Here is a 16,791-nt window from a genome sequence, read left to right as displayed (position 1 = left end):
GGCTTTGTTGCACAAACCTATCTCTAAAGGCTTATTCCACAATATAATTCTCAAATGAATAAGCCCACACCTAAAATCTATCGTACAACCAATTGGTCTTCTTATAACAGTGCATTAATAAATCGAGGAAATCTCTCAATTTGGTTTGATCCCAAGACTCAATGGTACGCTCAACCCAAAGGTAAACATGGTCGAAATCAAACTTATTCAGATACAGCCATCCAATGCTGTTTAATGATCAAATCCTTATTTCGTCTTTCTTTACGCATGGTCACTGGCTTTGTGCAAAGTCTCATTCATCTTTGTAGATTAGATTGGACAGCACCAGACTATTCCACCATCTGCAGAAGACAAAAGCATATTGATATTGCAATTAACTATCAAAAAAGCAGTAATGGTCTCCAGCTACTCGTCGATTCTACTGGCTTAAAGTTTCTAGGCGAAGGTGAATGGAAGCGTAAGAAACACCAACCTGAATATCGTCGCCAATGGCGTAAACTTCATATTGGTATAGATGCTGAAACCCTTCAAATACGCGCTATTCAACTCACTACAAATAATGTGAGTGATTCACAAGTGCTTGGTGATTTACTCGATCAGATTCCACAAGATGAGCAGATTGACTCTGTCTATACTGATGGGGCTTATGACACCAAGCAATGCCGTCAAGTAATTGCAGACCGACAAGCACATGCGGTGATTCCGCCAAGAAAAAATGCGAAACCTTGGAAAGATACAAAGACCAGCTCGCTAGAGCGAAATGAATTACTTCGAACAGTTAAACGTTTAGGGAGAACAATATGGAAAAATTGGTCAGGCTATCATCGCAGAAGTCTGATAGAAACCAAGATGCATTGCATCAAATTATTAGGCGATAAACTCCGTGCGAGAAACTTTCAAAGCCAAGTCAATGAGATTCATGCACGTGTGGCCGTATTAAATAAATTTACAGATTTAGGCCGACCTCACACCCAAGTTGCCACTTAAATTTAGATAACTTGGAAGAAGTTTAGCTTTTGAATGTTTGTGCAACAAAGCCGAAAGGAAATAAAACTTGTATACTAAGTTTTGGCGCACTAATTGCTTAATTCATTCTATTTTTTGACTGTTTGATATAACAAATTAGGAAGTGGATGTGACAGCAACATATTTACGTGGGCAAGATCTGATAGACCAGATTCAACAACAAGACTATTCCAGAGATCTGATTGGCTATCATGGAGAACCACCCAAAGTGGAATGGCCAAATGGTGCTCGTGTCGCGGTTCAGTTTGTATTGAACTATGAAGAAGGCGGTGAAAACCATGTAGAACATGGTGATGCAGGTTCAGAACAGTTTTTGTCAGATATTATTGGCGCGGCCAGTTTTCCAGACAAACACATGTCGATGGATTCCATGTACGAATATGGCTCACGAGCGGGCTTTTGGCGCATTCACCAAGAGTTTAAAAAACGCCAACTCCCCATGACCATTTTCGGTGTGGGTATGGCTTTGGCACGCAATCCTTACATTGTGGAAGCGATTAAAGCAGCCAATTATGATGTCGTATCGCATGGTCAACGTTGGTTGCATTATCAAGATATGCCAATCGAACAAGAACGCCAGCATATGGATCAAGCTATTAGCGTGCTTGAAACGCTATTTGGTAAAACACCAATCGGTTGGTATACCGGACGTGATAGCCCGAATACTCGAAAATTACTTGCTGAATTTCCTCAGATTCAATATGACTGTGACTATTATGGCGATGACTTACCATTTTGGAGCACAGTGACGAATGTAGATGGTGCAACACGTCCGCATTTAATCATTCCATATACACTTGAAAGTAATGATATGAAGTTTTGCTCGCCGGGTGGTTTTAATAGTGGTGAGCAATTTTATCAATACCTTAAAGATGCCTTTGATGTGTTATATGCCGAAGGTGAAACTGCGCCAAAAATGCTATCTATTGGTATGCACTGTCGTATTTTAGGGCGACCAGGACGCTTTAAAGCACTACAAAGATTCTTAGATTATGTGCAATCGCATGAAAAAGTATGGGTTTGTCGTCGTGCCGATATTGCAGAACATTGGATAAAACACCATGCACCGTAATAAAAAAAAATAAAGAAGAAAGAGAGGCTTAGCGCCTCTTTTTTTGTGCCTATAAAAAGCAATTTGTCTAAGAAATAAGGGATTGGCATTGATATTGCAAAACATGTTTTGAACGAACATTAAATATTTTTAGGCGATTTAATAGTGCAACTTGTTGAATTTAATCAAGCAACCGAAGCCGATGTAAAAACATTTTTAAAGCACTGTGTGCAAATTGAAAGCTGGGCGAATGAGCTGCTCAGTCAGCGTCCGTATGCATCATTAGACAGTATTTTGGAATACGCGGCTCAAGCTGCTCGTACATGGTCGTGGGAAGAAATTAAATCTGCTTTAGATAATCACCCGCGTATTGGTGAAAAAAAAGCCCAAGCTGAACTTTCTGAATTAGAAAAGAATTTTTCCAACCGTGAACAATCCGCTATTTCAGCCGATGAAGAAACACAAATGGCATTGCTCAAAGGCAACATCGCTTATGAAAAAAAGTACGGCTATATCTTCTTAATTAAAGCTTCAGGCTTAAGCAGTGAAAATGTATTACAAGCATTGCAGTACCGTCTGCTGAATAATCCAGAAACTGAAAAGCGTATTGTCCATCATCAATTGGCTGAAATTGCCTTATTAAGATTAAAACAGGAGCTAAGTGCATGATCAGCTCACATATTTTAGATACAAATCTTGGGAAACCTGCTGCCAATGTCTTGATTAAATTATTCAATGCAGACGGTATGTTACTTGGTGAAGGGCAAACCAATGCAGATGGCCGTGTGACCGACTTTGGTTTAAGCGAATTTTCTACGGGTAGCTATAGCTTAGAGTTTGCCACAGCGGACTATTTTGAAAGTCTTAATACCGAAACTTTTTTCCCAAAAGCAGTAATTCATTTCTTAGTAAAAGATGCCTCACAGCATTTTCATATTCCTTTGTTGATTAGCCCTTTTGCCTATTCAACATATCGCGGTAGCTAAAAACAGCATCATAAAACGGATCGGGGGATATAAAAATGACAGAACAAAATCAAACAGTTTCACCAGAACATGAATATTTAGGTGCAGGGAAAAGCCTAGCTTATGGCTTACAACATGTATTGACGATGTATGGCGGTATTATTGCGCCGCCACTGATTATTGGTACAGCCGCAGGACTTGAACCTGCACAAATTGGTTTATTAATTGCAGCAGCATTATTTGTCGGTGGTTTAGCCACGATTTTACAAACGGTCGGTGTGAAATACATCGGTGCAAAATTACCCCTAGTTCAAGGCGTATCCTTTGCTGGTGTGGCAACGATGATTGCCATAGTCACTGCAGGTGGTGGGCTTTCGGCAGTATATGGTGCGGTTATTGTTGCTTCATTAATCGGTTTCTTTTTAGCACCATATTTTTCAAAAATTATTCGTTTTTTCCCGCCAATCGTGACCGGCTGCGTGATTACCGTGATTGGTTTGTCATTGCTACCTGTCGCAGTACGTTGGATGATGGGTGGAAATAGCAAAGCGCCTGATTGGGGCAGTGCTGAAAATATTAGTTTGGCTTTTCTAACTTTAGCCATTGTCATTGTGCTGAATATTACTCGAAACGCTACAATTCGTCGTTTATCCATCTTATTAGCAATTGTGCTAGGTACAGTGCTGGCATATGCGATGGGCTTTGGCGATTTCTCAAAAGTCGCAAATGGCAATTGGATTCAATTCCCAAGTTTCTTTGCCTTTGGTATGCCAACATTTGAACTGAGTGCCATTATTGCCATGCTAATTGTGACATTGGTGATTATGACTGAAACTACAGCTGATATTATCGCTGTTGGTGAAATTGTCGGTACCAAAGTCGACGCTGAACGTATTACCAATGGGCTACGTGCCGATATGCTTTCAAGTGCGGCAGCACCAATATTTGGCTCATTCATGCAAAGTGCCTTTGCACAAAATGTAGGCTTGGTCGCGATTACTGGTGTAAAAAGCCGTTTTGTTGTTGCAGCGGGTGGCTTAATTTTAGTTGTATTGGGTATTTTACCAATTATGGGCCGTTTGATTGCTGCAATTCCTGTACCGGTATTGGGTGGCGCAGGTTTGGTATTGTTTGGTACAGTGGCTGCAAGTGGTATTCGTACTTTAGCTAAAATTGATTATAGTGAGCAAAAGAACCTAATCATTGTTGCTACAGCAATTGCCGCAGGTATGATTCCAATTATTGATCACTCATTCTATGCGAACTTCCCAAAATGGGTACAAACCCTGTTCCATTCAGGTATTAGTTCAACGTGCCTCATGGCCATCGTATTAAATATTGTGTTTAACCATCTAAACTTTTTTAAAAGTAAAGAAGTGAATAAAACCAGCAATATTGTTATAGATAGTCATCACTAAGCTATTCAAAATAAATAAAAAAAGCTCACATTAATGTGGGCTTTTTTTATTAAAAAATCTAATATTGGCTTTGTTTTTGCTAAATAAATTACTCAAAACGTATTTATCGCTAGGAAAAACAATTTAATGAAATTTATGCCTCTTTCAGCTGCAATTCTATGCACTATTTCAGCCAACTCTATCTTTGCAGCCCCAATCTGGCAAGACTTCAGCATTACCGGTCTATATGGCACCGACTATCAGCTCATTGCAAAAGAAGACAAACAAACCACTGTGACATTTGAATACGCGTCAAAGCTTAAATATGGTGATTTCTTCATTTTTGCCGACCGTACACATAATGACGTCAGGGGCGATCAAACCTATTTTGAAGCATCACCACGATTGAGTTTAGGCGCTGTAACGGGTAAAGAACTTAAATTTGGCCCTGTAAAAGATGTATTGCTTGCAACCACTTGGGAAGCGGGTAGCAACTGGATAATTTTCTCTATGGTATTGGCTTAGACTTTGATGTGCCATATTTTCAATATGCAAAATTAAATTTATATAAAGTGAATAATGATACTAAAGCTGATGACTATCAAATGACGCTTACCTATGCCATACCTTTTAAAATTGGCTCAGAATCTTTCTTAGCAGATGCTTTTCTGGATTGGTCAACTGCGGAAAAAGGCTCAGCCAGTGAGATGAACTGGACCAGTCAATATAAATGGAATCTGGGGCAACATATTTCCCCAGATACACGCCTGTATGTAGGCGTTGAGCATTCAGTTTGGAATAATAAATATAATATTAAAGGTAAAGATGAAAATAACGTCAGTGCGCTAGTGAAATATCACTTCTAATTGATTCGTTAAAACCGTACATCGTTACACAACATACTGCACAAGACTTAAAAGCCCCACGGATGGGGCTTTTAATTTCTGAGACAATTTTAAATTGAGGTTTCAATTTCAATGATAGTTTAAATTTATGCCACGATATTGAGTACTTCATTAAACTGATAAACATCACAATTATGTCCAATACCAATACGATCAACCACGGCAAAGTTACTTGGCGCCTCTAAAGTTAATAGAGGGTGATGCCATGTACCTGCATGGTAGTTAACACCTTGTGTACCATCTGAAATAAAAGCACAGAGTTTTGAAATATCAGGCGTTTGATCATCCAATGCAGGTGCCACCACAATTAAAAAAGCCTGACCTTGCATCGGGATAAAAGCTTGTGAGCCATTCGGATGTCGCTCAAGCATCGAAACCGAAAAAGGAATTTCTGTCTGTTTAATATTACGAAAAATACTAATACCTGCATGTGCTTCACCGAAGATTTCAGTGGTTACAAGGGCATGATAACGCTCGGTATGTGCATCATTGATATGAAAAAAATCCTGTCCTCCGCAGCAAATCACCTCACCAAAAGGGGCAAAGTTTTCAATGCTCAGGGGCTGTAGCTGAATTGTTTGAACCATGTGTAATTCTTTTATTGTCTATATCAAGTGTAGGAGAAGAAGGATAAAACCACAGTACTTATCCTTCTCGATGTAGAAAGTATTCAAGCTTTCAATTTAGCTTTTGGTTTTACCCCACAAACGAATACGGCTGATACCACCATCTGGAATCATATTAATGCGAATATGCGAGATCTTTTCATGTTGCAAAATTTCGTTTACAAAGCTATGAATATGATCCATTTGCATGTCTTGTGCTTCAAGCAAAAATGGCCAGAACATACTTTGTGGAATTAATTGTGGATCAGTTGCATCTTTAACATATACGGCTTGAATAGAGACTTGGGCTGGAAAGTTGCCTTTAAAGTGTGCCGTATCGATATCAATTTTTTCAATTGCACCAGTTTGACCCAAAGCCAAAATACACCAATCAAAGCCCGGTGCACGACGACGTTTGGTTTCCCAACCATCACCCATATTAATTCCGCGACCTGGGTTAATCAGATTACGTGGATGACCAAAATGTGCATCGCTATAAGCAATTACACGTCCACCATTTTCTAAAGCAACTAAATCAATTGTTGCAGTGTGATCTTGTTGTTGAACGCTCACTTCACCATACACTTTAAAACGAGCAACACCACCATCAGGAAAAATATTTAAACGCACATGAGTAAAAACTTGGTCAGCTGTAATCGGCAAAACATGATGCTGACTTGGGCCAAGTACGTTGTTCTCTAATATGTTCAACCATTCAGCTTGAGCAAGATCGCCATCAGGGGCGTAGCAGGCTTCAACTGAAGCTGAAGCAGGGTAATTCCCAGTGAAGAAGGTAGTGTCAATATCTAAAGCCTTAATATGCCCAGCTACGCCCAATTGAATAATTGCCCAGTCATAACCTGTGTGACGTTTACGGCGCGTTTCCCAACCATCCATCCATTTACCATGGTCATCGAATTTATCTTCAACAAAAATTGGCGCGTCAAATTGAAGCATACGTTTTGCTTCTGCGAAAAATTCATCTGAACATTCAATAATTTTTGCACCAATACGGTCATCTGCAAAATTTGTAAGTGTCTGTAATTGTGCAGGAATATCAAAATCGGGTGCTAATAAAGTCGCCATATATTAAATCCATTCGCTATTTTCTTTCAAAATTCATGCTTTGCGCTATCGTGCTACAAAAAATTTAACAACCGATAAAAACAAGCATTTACACGCGTTTAGATGCACAGCGTGTGCCAACTTTGGATTTTTTTCAGGGCGCTTTATAAAAAATGGCACGCTTTTAGCATTTTATGACTTAGAAACTTATAAAACACAGGGGAATTATAGATGGAAATTACAATTATTGGTGCAGGTATGGCGGGTCTAACTACAGGCATCGCACTAAAAAAATTCGGACACCAAGTAACCATCTATGAACAGGCAGAACAAATTTTACCGGTGGGTGCTGCTATTTCGTTATGGTCTAACGGTGTGAAATGTCTAAATTATTTGGGTTTGACAGAGCAAGTTGAAAAGCTTGGCGGCAAAATGGATAACCTTGCTTATATTGATGGTCTGACGGGCGATGTGATGACCCAGTTTAGCCTTTATCCATTGATTGAAGAAGTCGGGCAACGACCATATCCGGTATCACGTGCGGAACTTCAGAATATGTTAATGGATGAATTTGGTCGTGAAGATATTCATCTAGCTAAGAAAATGATTTCTTTTGTTGAAGAAGGAGAGCGTGTAAAAATTCAATTTGCAGATGGTAGCGAAATAGAATCTGATCTATTGGTGGGTGCAGACGGTACACACTCAATTACTCGTGCCTATGTTTTAGGTGAGCAAGTTGAGCGACGCTATGCAGGCTATGTCAATTGGAATGGTCTCGTTGATGTCTCAGACGATTATGCCGCAGCAGATCAATGGACAACGTTTGTAGGTGAAGGCAAACGTGTTTCACTGATGCCAGTGGCGAATAATCGTTTCTATTTCTTTTTTGATGTGCCGTTAGCTGTTGGTCTTGAAAATGATCGTAGCCAATACAAAGCTTTATTCAAACAATACTTTAAAGGATGGTGTGAGCCTGTCCAAAAGTTAATTGATGCAGTCGATGTGCAAAAGACCAATCGTGTAGAAATTCACGATATCGAACCATTTGCCAATTTTTACAAAGGTCGAGTGGTGATTGTAGGTGATGCAGCGCACAGTACAACACCTGATATTGGTCAAGGCGGCTGCCAAGCGATGGAAGATGCTATCTATTTGGCACGTTCATTGCAAATTAATACCTTAGGTTTACAAGATTCTTTACGTCGCTATCAGAACAAGCGTAATGAACGTGCCAATGAGTTGGTACTTCGTGCCCGTAAGCGCTGTGATGTGACACATATGAAAGATGAAGCGGTGACCCGAGAGTGGTATGAAGAGTTACGTAAAGAACAAGGCAATCATATTATGAAGGGAATTATTAGTAACATTGTCGGTAATCCACTCGACTAAGCTGTAAGACACAAAAAGAAATGTAAAACTAAAAGGTTAGCTTTCAGCAGCCAGTGTGAATATTCACACTGGCTTTTTTTAGCTATTTAGAAACATTAGATTGAAGAGCAAAGGATTAAATGTTTAAGGAAGTTGCTTTAATTGCAATTTGATTTCTTCCATTTTTTCGACCAATAAATTTACCATTATTTGTGAAAGACGTGATGTTTGACGTTTTGAAGCGACGCACAGTGCAATGGTTAAACGATGCATACCTTTTTCACGAATGGGCTTAAATACGATCTTTTTTGAGTTTAAAAGTGGTAATGCATCCATATATGACATTAAGCCAATGCCTAATTGTTGTTGAATTAATGATGTTATCATTCTAATGTTATTACATTCTATCTTTTGTATAGGATTAAATTTGTGATGTTTATAGAGTGTATGTACATAATCACTGATGACTAAGGGCTCACTTGGCATGATATGACGCTCATTTAAAGTGTCAGATAAATAGATTTTATCCATGCCGGCTAAGGTGTGATGTGGTGATAAAACATAGCCTAAAGGAATTTCAATAAAGGATAAGATTTCTAATTGATTGTGACTTTTAGGATTTAAGATAATGCCAAAATCTAATTCTGCATCAATGATTTTTCTCGATATTTCTTCACTGCTATTCATACTGATATTGAGATTAATCCATGGATAGCTTTCAGCCATGCGTTGAATACAATCCACGACAAAACCATCATTTAGGGCAGAAATAAAACCCATTTCAATATTGCCGCGACTTAATCCTTGAATTTCATCAAATCGAATTCGAGTCAGCTGATATTCTTTTTGCCATTTAAGCAAATCAGCATAAAGTAATTCACCTGCTAACGTTAGCTTCAGCCCCTGCGGTAAACGCTCAAATAAAGCAACGCCTAACTCTTCTTCAGCAAGAACAATTTGCCGATGCACTGCAGAGACTGAAATAAAAAGCTGTTCTGCGGCTTTACGTAAACTGCCAGTACGGGCAACAGCCATAAAATATTCAGAAAATCGGGAAAAGGTAATCGACATACAGCTATTCAATCTCACGGGCAGTTTACAAAGTACTTATCCATGCTTAAGCGATTTTCATGCCATAACTTTTGATTTTTTCAATTCATTCTGCTTTTGTGTTCTAAAAAGCAGAACATTGTATGCAAATCATTCTAATAGACAGAAATGCTATCCAAACGTATTTTTGACTTAGAAAGGCTTTGTTGCACAAAGATTTAAAAGATAACACTCTGCTCATTTGAACAGAATTCAAGTGACAACTTGGGTATGAGGACGACCTAATTCTGTAAATTTGTTCAATACGGCTATGCGTGCATGAATCTCATTCACCTGACTAGAAAAACTCCTTGCTGTTAATTTATCACCTAATAGTTTGATGCAATGCATCTTGGTTTCAACTAAACTTCGACGATGATAACCAGACCATTTTTTCCAAAGCGTTCTTCCTAAACGTTTAACTGTTTTCAGTAACTCATTCCGCTCTAAAGATCTCAATTTCTGATCTTTCCATGGTTTTGCATTTTTTCTTGGCGGAATGAGCGCATGTGCATCTCGATCTAGAATGACTTGTCTGCAGTGCTTCGTGTCATAAGCACCATCGGTATAGACCGAATCAATTCGTTCATCTAAGGGAATTTGAGCAAGTAAATCACCGAGTACTTGCGAATCGCTCACATTATTTGTAGTAAGCGGTACTGCACGTATTTGCAAGGTTTCAGCATCGATGCCAATATGAAGCTTACGCCATTGGCGACGATATTCAGGTCCATGTTTCTTACGTTTCCACTCACCTTCACCTAGAAACTTTAAGCCAGTTGAGTCGACGAGTAGATGTAGCCCATCACTACTTTTTTGATAGCTAATCGCAATATCAATATGTTTTTGTCTTCGACAAAGCGTACTGTAATCTGGTGCGGTCCAATTTAATCCACAAAGTTTAATCAGACTTTGAACAAAACCTGTGACCATGCGTAAAGAGAGTCTAAATAAAGATTTGATCATTAAACAGCATTGAATAGCCGTATCGGAGTAAGTTTGATTTCGACCTTGCTTGTTTTGTGGTTGTGCATACCACTGAGTGTTTCGATCAAACCAAATGGAAATGTTGCCCCGATTAATGAGAGCGCGATTATAGTAAGACCAGTTGGTTGTACGATAAGTTTTAGGAGTAGGTTTATTCATTTTGAAATTATAGGACTGAATAAACCTTATAGGCTAGGTTTGTGCAACAAAGCCCCGTCAGACTAGCCGACCGGTCTGTGTTGGCAATGGGGAAACCTGTCAGCGACTCACCCAACAAGGTGTAGAACAATTAGCTTGTCCATCACCAGATTTATGTCCTTTGGCACAGGGCGGACAATGTAAACCCTATGGCCGTTTGCATGTGAACTTAGATGAATCTGATGAATTTGGAACTTTTATCTTTAGAACCACGGGTTTTAACAGTATTCGGACTTTGGCTGCACGGCTGAGCTATTACCATGCAGCTTCAAATGGTTTGCTGTCATGTTTGCCATTGCAACTGACATTACGAGGTAAAAGCACAACGCAGAGTTATCGTCAGCCTGTGTATTACGTGGATCTGACTTTAAGGGAGGGAGTAGATTTACAGTCCGCACTTCAGACTGCAAGGGATATAGACCAACAGAGTAAACAAGCCGGGTTTAATCAAGAGGCTTTAGATCAAACGGCAAGGCAGGGATTTGCGAATGGTTTGTTTGAAATGGATATTGAGGAGGGGCTAGATGTGGTGGACGAGTTTTATCAGGAAGAAGGTCTGCACCAGCCTGTGGTAGAACAGAATGCGTTCGATATCCAGCAGGGATTGAAAGGATCTGTGACAGCTTTGAACTGAGTTAAATAAGAGGAAACCTTTTACTGATATCAATGAATTAAGGGAGCATTAGCTCCCTTTTTTACATAGAACAAGAATGTTTTAAGCTGTGTATCTGATATTTATGCATCTTTCAATTTCTGAAGATACTGTTCATCCAATATCCGCTGTTTTCGATTGAGAACAGCATTCAAAATCACAGCACAAAAAGCCGTTAGCAAAATTGGGCTGTTTAACAGAGGTGAAAGATAAGATGGTAGTTGTGAGAAAATAGTAGGTGAGAATACAGGCAACATACCTATGCCGGCACTGACTGCAATGATGTAGAGATTATTCACATTTTGAAAGTCGACACGCTGCAGTACTTTGATACCATTAGATGTCACCATCCCAAACATAAACAATGCGGCTCCACCTAGAACACATGAGGGTATAGACGCAACAAAGTAAGCTATTTTAGGAAATAGACCTAAAAGGATTAAAAACACACCAGCTAAAGCACATACACTGCGATTCTTAACACCTGTGATCGCTAGCAAACCGATGTTCTGAGCATAGGATGTATACGGGAAGATATTAAAAATCCCACCAATCATTGTGCCAAGGCTGTCAGCTCTAAAACCGCGAGTCAATTTTTCCTGATCCACTTCTTCTTCAACAATTTCACCTACAGCCATGAACATCCCAGCTGTTTCAATGAAAATAACCAGCATGACTACGCACATAGTCAAGACAGCCCAAAAGTTAAACTCTGGAATACCGAAGTGAAATGGCATCACCCAACCTAACCATGGGCTTTCATCTATCTTGTCTAAAGAGATGAGGCCAGAAAATGCAGCGATGATATAACCAATTCCCATCCCGATTAGAACTGAAATGTTGCCCAAAAAGCCTTTAACATAACGGCTGATGATAATAATGCTTAATAGAACACAGGCAGCGATAGATAAGTACAATGGATTTCCAAAGTCTTTTACCCCATATCCGCCAGCGGACCATGTGCCTGCAATACCAATGAGAGATAGACCAATCACAAGAATTTGAGTTCCTGTCACCACAGGAGGGAAGAATCGTATTAACTTTCCAATAAATGGTGAAATCAGGAAGCCAAAGATCCCTGCGATAATGATTGCCCCAAATACACTTAGTAGTCCCATATCTGGATTAGTCCCAATTGCAATCATTGGGCCTACTGCAGTAAAGGTAACTCCCATCATAATGGGAAAGCGAATACCTACATTTTTAAAACCAATAGTTTGAATGAGGGTGGCAATGCCACAAACAAATAGATCTGCAGTAATTAAGAAAGCAATTTCTGCAGTGCTTAACCCTAAAGCTCCTCCAACAATTAGGGGAATTGAAACAGCACCTGCATACATTACCAAGACGTGCTGGATACTGAGAAAAATCATGGAGCTTGGTTTTAAGTTATTGGCTGTGATTGTGTTAGTCATATATGTTTTTCTCCTTCAGCCTAAAAGGTATATTTGACGATGAAACTAGTAGCATTTTGATTAGTTTTAAAATATGGAGTGTCTTCGATTAAGAATTTGTTTTTCCAATAGTCGTATTCAATACCTGCTGCTAATTTTTTTGGGCTTAAGCCTAGATGAGGGCTAAGGTCATATTTGATTTGTGGGTTAAAGTGAAAGTCGGAAGAGTTATTACCTTTGGAATTGACTACCCAATCAATGTATCCATCAAAAATGATTGATGATTTAAGAAATGGGACGGTATATGACCAGCAAGGAGTGATTTGCCATTGTCCACTTGGGGTGTTTCCATCGTCTGGAATGCGATAGTAAAAATTAAGGGTGAAATAATCAAAGCCTTTGATATCAAGGTCAAAACCTGGACCAACTAAATAAGTCCACATATCGTCATAACCAGGCTGATCTTGGATGCTTAAGTCAAAGCTTGTAGCTATTAGGACATCTTTCACTGGCCCAAAGCTCAAATTCGTATTGGTTAGTTTTCCTATTGAAAAGCGGGGAGCAATTTCTGTATAGACCGCATTATGACCTTGGGAAGCAGTCTTTTCACCGTCAAACCAATAAGTGTCGACAAATAGATAGAGATCTCCCCATTTCCAACTGCTCGCATGTTCAAAAGTAATCGTTTCATGTGTATCTGGTTCAACTTCAAAACCTTTACCGTAAAGTGCAGAAATACTATTGGATTGCCAATTTAACCATGATTCCTCAGCAAAAGAATAAGTGCTTATTAAACATGTGCTTAAAAATAGATAGAGCGCATTTTTTTTCATATAATTGTTTCCGATATTCAAACTTCAGCACGATGTTTGTAGGTTGCACTAAAACGTGATTGCAAATATTCCATACTAGTAATTGGTAAGTACTTAGGAGGATTTGATTCGTTATAACAGTTAGGTAGGCAGCGAATTATCGTTTTTGGACTAGGTTGTATGAAAAATGGAAATGAGAATCTTTGTTTTTCTTTAGGACTCGAAACGCGATGAGGTGTCGATTTATAGAGATCATTTGACCATCGTGCCATCATATCTCCGATATTGATTACATAGGTGTTAGGTATAGGAGGAGCATCGATCCAATTACCATTTACATCCTGAACTTGTAATCCACCTACTTCATCCTGAGCCAAAATAGTTACACACCCATAATCAGTATGTGTTCCCGCTTTAAAACCTTGAGAGTCTGCATTGTCTAAGGTAGGCGGATAATGAATTAACCGGAGAAAACATAGGCTGTCTTGCAGACAATGATCAAAATAATTTTGCGGAAGACCAATGGCATGAGACATGGCATTAAGCAATATTTTTGCTAAATCCACCATTTCATCAAAATACTCTTCTGTAGCTACTTTCCACCCTTCAATATTTGGATAAACATTTGGTCCCCTTAGAGGTTCTTGATTAATGACTTCGGGATGATTAGCTTCTAAATGGACACCCATGTCATATATTTCTTTAAAGTCTTCAGGTAAGTCAGGGTTCAGTTGTTCTACTCCTAATGCACCATATCCTCTATGTGCAATTTTATTCTTTTGAATATCTATTTCTAATTTCTCTTGTAGAGGCTTACTAAAAAACTCTTTAGCTAAACTTTGAACTTCTGCAAGGTGATTCGGTTTATAACCACTGATATAGAAGAATCCCCATTCACGACATGCTTGGTCAATTTGGTTGCATATATCTGCATAATCAGGATGGTTAACGTCATAAAGAGGTGCAATGTCGATAACTGGTAATTTTTTCATGGGAAACTCCTTATTATTAGATATATGTTTTTTTGAACATGTTACGATAATGCTGTTCAACACTGATTGGTGGATATAGCGGTTCTGAGTTTTCCTCCAAACACTCTCGAATGCATTCAATCTGATACTGGTGATTACCGCTGTAGAAGAATGGAACAGAATATCGTTCCCCACCTGAGATGTTGATGACGCGATGGAGGGTGGATCTATATGTATTGTTCGTCCACATAGAGATTAGGTCACCTAGGTTAACGACATAACTATCTTCAATAGGCTCTGCCCAAATCCATTGGTTTGTTGACTGATCCCATACTTGTAAACCACGATTATGGTCTTGAAGTAATAGAGTAAGCCCGCCGAAATCAGTATGTGCCCCGCAACCTTTTTCATTTGGTTGAGCATTAGCTGGTTGAGGGGGATAGTGTAATAAGCGTAAAGTGACTAAATCTGCATCCTTACAAAACTCTGTGAAATAGTCAGCTTCCAAGTTTAGAGATAATGCAATAGCACGCATGAGTCGTTCAGAGACTTTAATCAATTCAACTTGATATTCCTCCATTACCTCTTTAAATCCATCAATATCTGGCCATTGGTTTGGGCCTTGGTTAAAAGCTTTATGGATGACAAAAGGATCTGAAGGTGAGCGTTCCTTCCCGATATAAAAGCCTTCCTTTATATCAGGCGGAGAATTAGGTTCAAGTGTTTGTGCTCTTAATGATTCATAGCCTCTATTTGCTTCAGAAAGCTCTTTGGACCACTGCTTTTTCTGTTCTGGGGGAAGACTAAAAAATAATTTGGAATATTCAAAAACCTTATCTTGTAATGCTTTAGAAACTCCATGTCCCGTAATGTAAAAAAAACCTTTATCTAAGCATGCTTTCCGAATATGTGAGGCAATGTTTTGGTGCGTTTGTATGTCATTATCCAAAAGTCCAGAAATATCGATGATGGGTATAGAGGTAATGTTTTGATTGTTTTCCAGCGCAGTCATGTAGCAATCTCTCAAAAATAATGTTTTCTTTTTTTATAAAATAATCATGAGACCGCATAGCAATGAATATCGAGCAAGCTGATGCCAAAAAGAGAGCTATTCTTAATTAATTAAATAAAAACAATTGCTTAAACTTTTTTAAATGAGTGGTGATGCTGAAAAAGCAACGGGATGCACTGAAAATAATGCTTTAGGTCCAAAAAATGGCTGCTACTTAATGGCAAGTTTTTTGCTTCTATTTCAATAGCTCATTCAAATTTATAAATGGATTGGGGCTTTAAAATTGGAATAGGATGTGATGTTAAAATGAGTACACGTGGTCTTCGCTTTCACTCAGCAGCAATTCATTATTTTGATGCTGTACGCCGGTGCGGTTCAATCAGGGAAGCAGCCAGACAATTAAATGTCGTATCTTCTGCTGTAAACAGGCAAATTTTAAAACTCGAAGATGAAATTGGAGCACCATTATTCAATCGGGTGCCTTCGGGTATGGTACTTACTCATGCAGGTGAGTTATTTTCAAGACATATAAGTTTAGTATTGCGAGATACTAAGCGATTGCAGAATGAATTGGATGCACTGAAAGGGCTTTATAAAGGTCATGTAGAAATTGCGAGTGTTGAAACACTGGCAATTAATTTCCTGCCAGAGATTATTGAAAAATTCCAAGTAAAATATCCTAATGTAACTGTAGGGGTTACAATTTTAGGCTCAAAAGATATCCCTAATGAAATCATTGAAAATAGGGTGGATCTAGGCTTGGCTTTTGCCTTGCCAAAGCATAATGATTTGCACCAAATAGCAATATCCCATTTTAAATTAGGTGCAATTGTATCGACTGACCATCCGCTGGCTTCTCAAAAGACGGTGTCATTCCATCAGTGCCTCGACTATGATGTGATTATGCCAAAACCTAATTTATCTATTTATCAACAGTTGGCGCCATTATTTGCGGGTGCACAACATGCTATTCCAAATTTTAAAATGCAAACGAGTTCTTTGGAATTAATGAAACAGTTAATACTCAGGAATAAGGGAATTGGTTTTCAGACATTCTTTGGGTTGGAAAATGAAATAATTAATAATCGCCTTCGCTATATTCCGCTTAATGATAACAATGGTATCTACTGTGATTTAGGTCTGTATGCACGTAAAGGGCATTATCTTTCCACAGCAACAGACGCTCTCTCCAGGCTTATTACAGATGAAATCCTACAAAGAGGCGAAGCTGGACAATAAACATAACCTGAAAAGTACAACTAAAAAGCTAAGCCCTTATCGAAATCCCTCAATA

General features: G+C 38.9%; 15 protein-coding genes and 2 pseudogenes. 9 read left to right on the top strand and 8 right to left on the bottom strand.

All coding sequences use genetic code 11. The features are described from left to right. Nucleotides 1-54: 54 nt before the first annotated feature. The 6 genes and pseudogenes from AC4CUY_RS21705 (at nucleotide 55) to AC4CUY_RS21680 (ending at nucleotide 5,305) form a co-directional block, all read left to right on the top strand. Nucleotides 55-987, top strand: a complete 933-nt coding sequence (locus tag AC4CUY_RS21705) for an IS5-like element ISAha1 family transposase (RefSeq protein ID WP_004637176.1) — start codon at nucleotides 55-57, stop codon at nucleotides 985-987. A gap of 148 nt (nucleotides 988-1,135) precedes the next feature. Continuing rightward, the gene (gene puuE, locus AC4CUY_RS21700; RefSeq protein ID WP_000127611.1) at nucleotides 1,136-2,098 is read left to right on the top strand and encodes an allantoinase PuuE; all 963 of its coding nucleotides are present in this window, start codon (nucleotides 1,136-1,138) and stop codon (nucleotides 2,096-2,098) included. A 144-nt stretch (nucleotides 2,099-2,242) separates the two neighbouring features. After that, a complete protein-coding gene (gene uraD, locus AC4CUY_RS21695; RefSeq protein ID WP_004637178.1) occupies nucleotides 2,243-2,746 on the top strand; it encodes a 2-oxo-4-hydroxy-4-carboxy-5-ureidoimidazoline decarboxylase in 504 nt (167 codons plus the stop codon). Further along, nucleotides 2,743-3,063 (top strand): hydroxyisourate hydrolase, encoded by a 321-nt coding sequence (gene uraH / locus AC4CUY_RS21690; RefSeq protein WP_000625767.1) that lies wholly within the window; start codon nucleotides 2,743-2,745, stop codon nucleotides 3,061-3,063. Before uraD ends, uraH begins: the two co-directional genes overlap by 4 nt. A 35-nt stretch (nucleotides 3,064-3,098) precedes the next feature. Beyond that, the gene (locus AC4CUY_RS21685) at nucleotides 3,099-4,460 is read left to right on the top strand and encodes a nucleobase:cation symporter-2 family protein (RefSeq protein WP_000139429.1); all 1,362 of its coding nucleotides are present in this window, start codon (nucleotides 3,099-3,101) and stop codon (nucleotides 4,458-4,460) included. Between the two features lie 126 nt (nucleotides 4,461-4,586). Beyond that, nucleotides 4,587-5,305, top strand: a pseudogene (locus AC4CUY_RS21680) (outer membrane protein OmpK). A gap of 125 nt (nucleotides 5,306-5,430) precedes the next feature. On the opposite strand, the gene AC4CUY_RS21675 reads toward AC4CUY_RS21680, so the two are convergent. After that, nucleotides 5,431-5,931 carry an ureidoglycolate lyase gene (locus AC4CUY_RS21675; RefSeq protein ID WP_000250866.1) on the bottom strand — a complete coding sequence of 167 codons (501 nt, stop codon included), beginning with the start codon at nucleotides 5,929-5,931 and terminating at the stop codon, nucleotides 5,431-5,433. A 96-nt stretch (nucleotides 5,932-6,027) separates the two neighbouring features. Further along, a complete protein-coding gene (gene alc / locus AC4CUY_RS21670) occupies nucleotides 6,028-7,035 on the bottom strand; it encodes an allantoicase (protein WP_004637181.1) in 1,008 nt (335 codons plus the stop codon). Nucleotides 7,036-7,245: 210 nt separating this feature from the next. Here alc and hpxO point away from each other — a divergent pair, with 210 nt between their 5' ends. Further along, nucleotides 7,246-8,403, top strand: coding sequence for an FAD-dependent urate hydroxylase HpxO (gene hpxO, locus AC4CUY_RS21665; protein WP_000406591.1), 1,158 nt, complete (start codon nucleotides 7,246-7,248; stop codon nucleotides 8,401-8,403). 123 nt (nucleotides 8,404-8,526) lie between these two features. On the opposite strand, the gene AC4CUY_RS21660 is transcribed toward hpxO, so the two are convergent. Next, nucleotides 8,527-9,453, bottom strand: coding sequence for a LysR family transcriptional regulator (locus tag AC4CUY_RS21660; RefSeq protein WP_004637185.1), 927 nt, complete (start codon nucleotides 9,451-9,453; stop codon nucleotides 8,527-8,529). Between the two features lie 231 nt (nucleotides 9,454-9,684). Next, nucleotides 9,685-10,617, bottom strand: a complete 933-nt coding sequence (locus AC4CUY_RS21655) for an IS5-like element ISAha2 family transposase (RefSeq protein WP_004637187.1) — start codon at nucleotides 10,615-10,617, stop codon at nucleotides 9,685-9,687. 55 nt (nucleotides 10,618-10,672) lie between these two features. Here AC4CUY_RS21655 and AC4CUY_RS21650 point away from each other — a divergent pair. Beyond that, nucleotides 10,673-11,290, top strand: a pseudogene (locus tag AC4CUY_RS21650) (recombination directionality factor); the annotation flags it as partial. A 101-nt stretch (nucleotides 11,291-11,391) separates the two neighbouring features. Here AC4CUY_RS21650 and AC4CUY_RS21645 read toward each other — a convergent pair. Genes AC4CUY_RS21645 through AC4CUY_RS21630 form a run of 4 tightly spaced genes read right to left on the bottom strand, consistent with a single transcriptional unit; the run spans nucleotide 11,392 to nucleotide 15,497 of the window. After that, nucleotides 11,392-12,723 carry a nucleobase:cation symporter-2 family protein gene (locus AC4CUY_RS21645; protein ID WP_004839196.1) on the bottom strand — a complete coding sequence of 444 codons (1,332 nt, stop codon included), beginning with the start codon at nucleotides 12,721-12,723 and terminating at the stop codon, nucleotides 11,392-11,394. A 20-nt stretch (nucleotides 12,724-12,743) separates the two neighbouring features. Next, a complete protein-coding gene (locus tag AC4CUY_RS21640; RefSeq protein WP_280095793.1) occupies nucleotides 12,744-13,535 on the bottom strand; it encodes an outer membrane protein OmpK in 792 nt (263 codons plus the stop codon). A gap of 17 nt (nucleotides 13,536-13,552) precedes the next feature. Continuing rightward, nucleotides 13,553-14,506: an isopenicillin N synthase family dioxygenase gene (locus tag AC4CUY_RS21635; RefSeq protein ID WP_004637057.1), complete on the bottom strand. Its 954-nt coding sequence runs from the start codon at nucleotides 14,504-14,506 to the stop codon at nucleotides 13,553-13,555. 16 nt (nucleotides 14,507-14,522) lie between these two features. Continuing rightward, entirely contained in the window at nucleotides 14,523-15,497 is a 975-nt protein-coding gene (locus AC4CUY_RS21630) for an isopenicillin N synthase family dioxygenase (RefSeq protein ID WP_000125683.1), read from the bottom strand. Nucleotides 15,498-15,803: 306 nt separating this feature from the next. Between AC4CUY_RS21630 and AC4CUY_RS21625 the strand changes: the two genes are divergently transcribed. Next, nucleotides 15,804-16,736, top strand: coding sequence for a LysR family transcriptional regulator (locus AC4CUY_RS21625; RefSeq protein ID WP_005403791.1), 933 nt, complete (start codon nucleotides 15,804-15,806; stop codon nucleotides 16,734-16,736). The last annotated feature ends 55 nt before the right edge of the window (nucleotides 16,737-16,791 follow it).

Source organism: Acinetobacter sp. 778_lipA, from assembly GCF_058242985.1.
This window is presented reverse-complemented; position numbering and strand designations above follow the sequence as displayed.

What these genes read in the sequence shown, in the direction of transcription:
- AC4CUY_RS21635 (WP_004637057.1), bottom strand. Translation starts at nt 14,506, where the DNA reads ATGAAAAAATTACCAGTTATCGACATTGCACCTCTTTATGACGTTAAC.
- hpxO (WP_000406591.1), top strand. Translation starts at nt 7,246, where the DNA reads ATGGAAATTACAATTATTGGTGCAGGTATGGCGGGTCTAACTACAGGC.
- uraH (WP_000625767.1), top strand. Translation starts at nt 2,743, where the DNA reads ATGATCAGCTCACATATTTTAGATACAAATCTTGGGAAACCTGCTGCC.
- AC4CUY_RS21640 (WP_280095793.1), bottom strand. Translation starts at nt 13,535, where the DNA reads ATGAAAAAAAATGCGCTCTATCTATTTTTAAGCACATGTTTAATAAGC.
- AC4CUY_RS21675 (WP_000250866.1), bottom strand. Translation starts at nt 5,931, where the DNA reads ATGGTTCAAACAATTCAGCTACAGCCCCTGAGCATTGAAAACTTTGCC.
- AC4CUY_RS21625 (WP_005403791.1), top strand. Translation starts at nt 15,804, where the DNA reads ATGAGTACACGTGGTCTTCGCTTTCACTCAGCAGCAATTCATTATTTT.
- AC4CUY_RS21655 (WP_004637187.1), bottom strand. Translation starts at nt 10,617, where the DNA reads ATGAATAAACCTACTCCTAAAACTTATCGTACAACCAACTGGTCTTAC.
- AC4CUY_RS21630 (WP_000125683.1), bottom strand. Translation starts at nt 15,497, where the DNA reads ATGACTGCGCTGGAAAACAATCAAAACATTACCTCTATACCCATCATC.
- AC4CUY_RS21645 (WP_004839196.1), bottom strand. Translation starts at nt 12,723, where the DNA reads ATGACTAACACAATCACAGCCAATAACTTAAAACCAAGCTCCATGATT.
- alc (WP_004637181.1), bottom strand. Translation starts at nt 7,035, where the DNA reads ATGGCGACTTTATTAGCACCCGATTTTGATATTCCTGCACAATTACAG.
- AC4CUY_RS21660 (WP_004637185.1), bottom strand. Translation starts at nt 9,453, where the DNA reads ATGTCGATTACCTTTTCCCGATTTTCTGAATATTTTATGGCTGTTGCC.
- AC4CUY_RS21705 (WP_004637176.1), top strand. Translation starts at nt 55, where the DNA reads ATGAATAAGCCCACACCTAAAATCTATCGTACAACCAATTGGTCTTCT.
- AC4CUY_RS21685 (WP_000139429.1), top strand. Translation starts at nt 3,099, where the DNA reads ATGACAGAACAAAATCAAACAGTTTCACCAGAACATGAATATTTAGGT.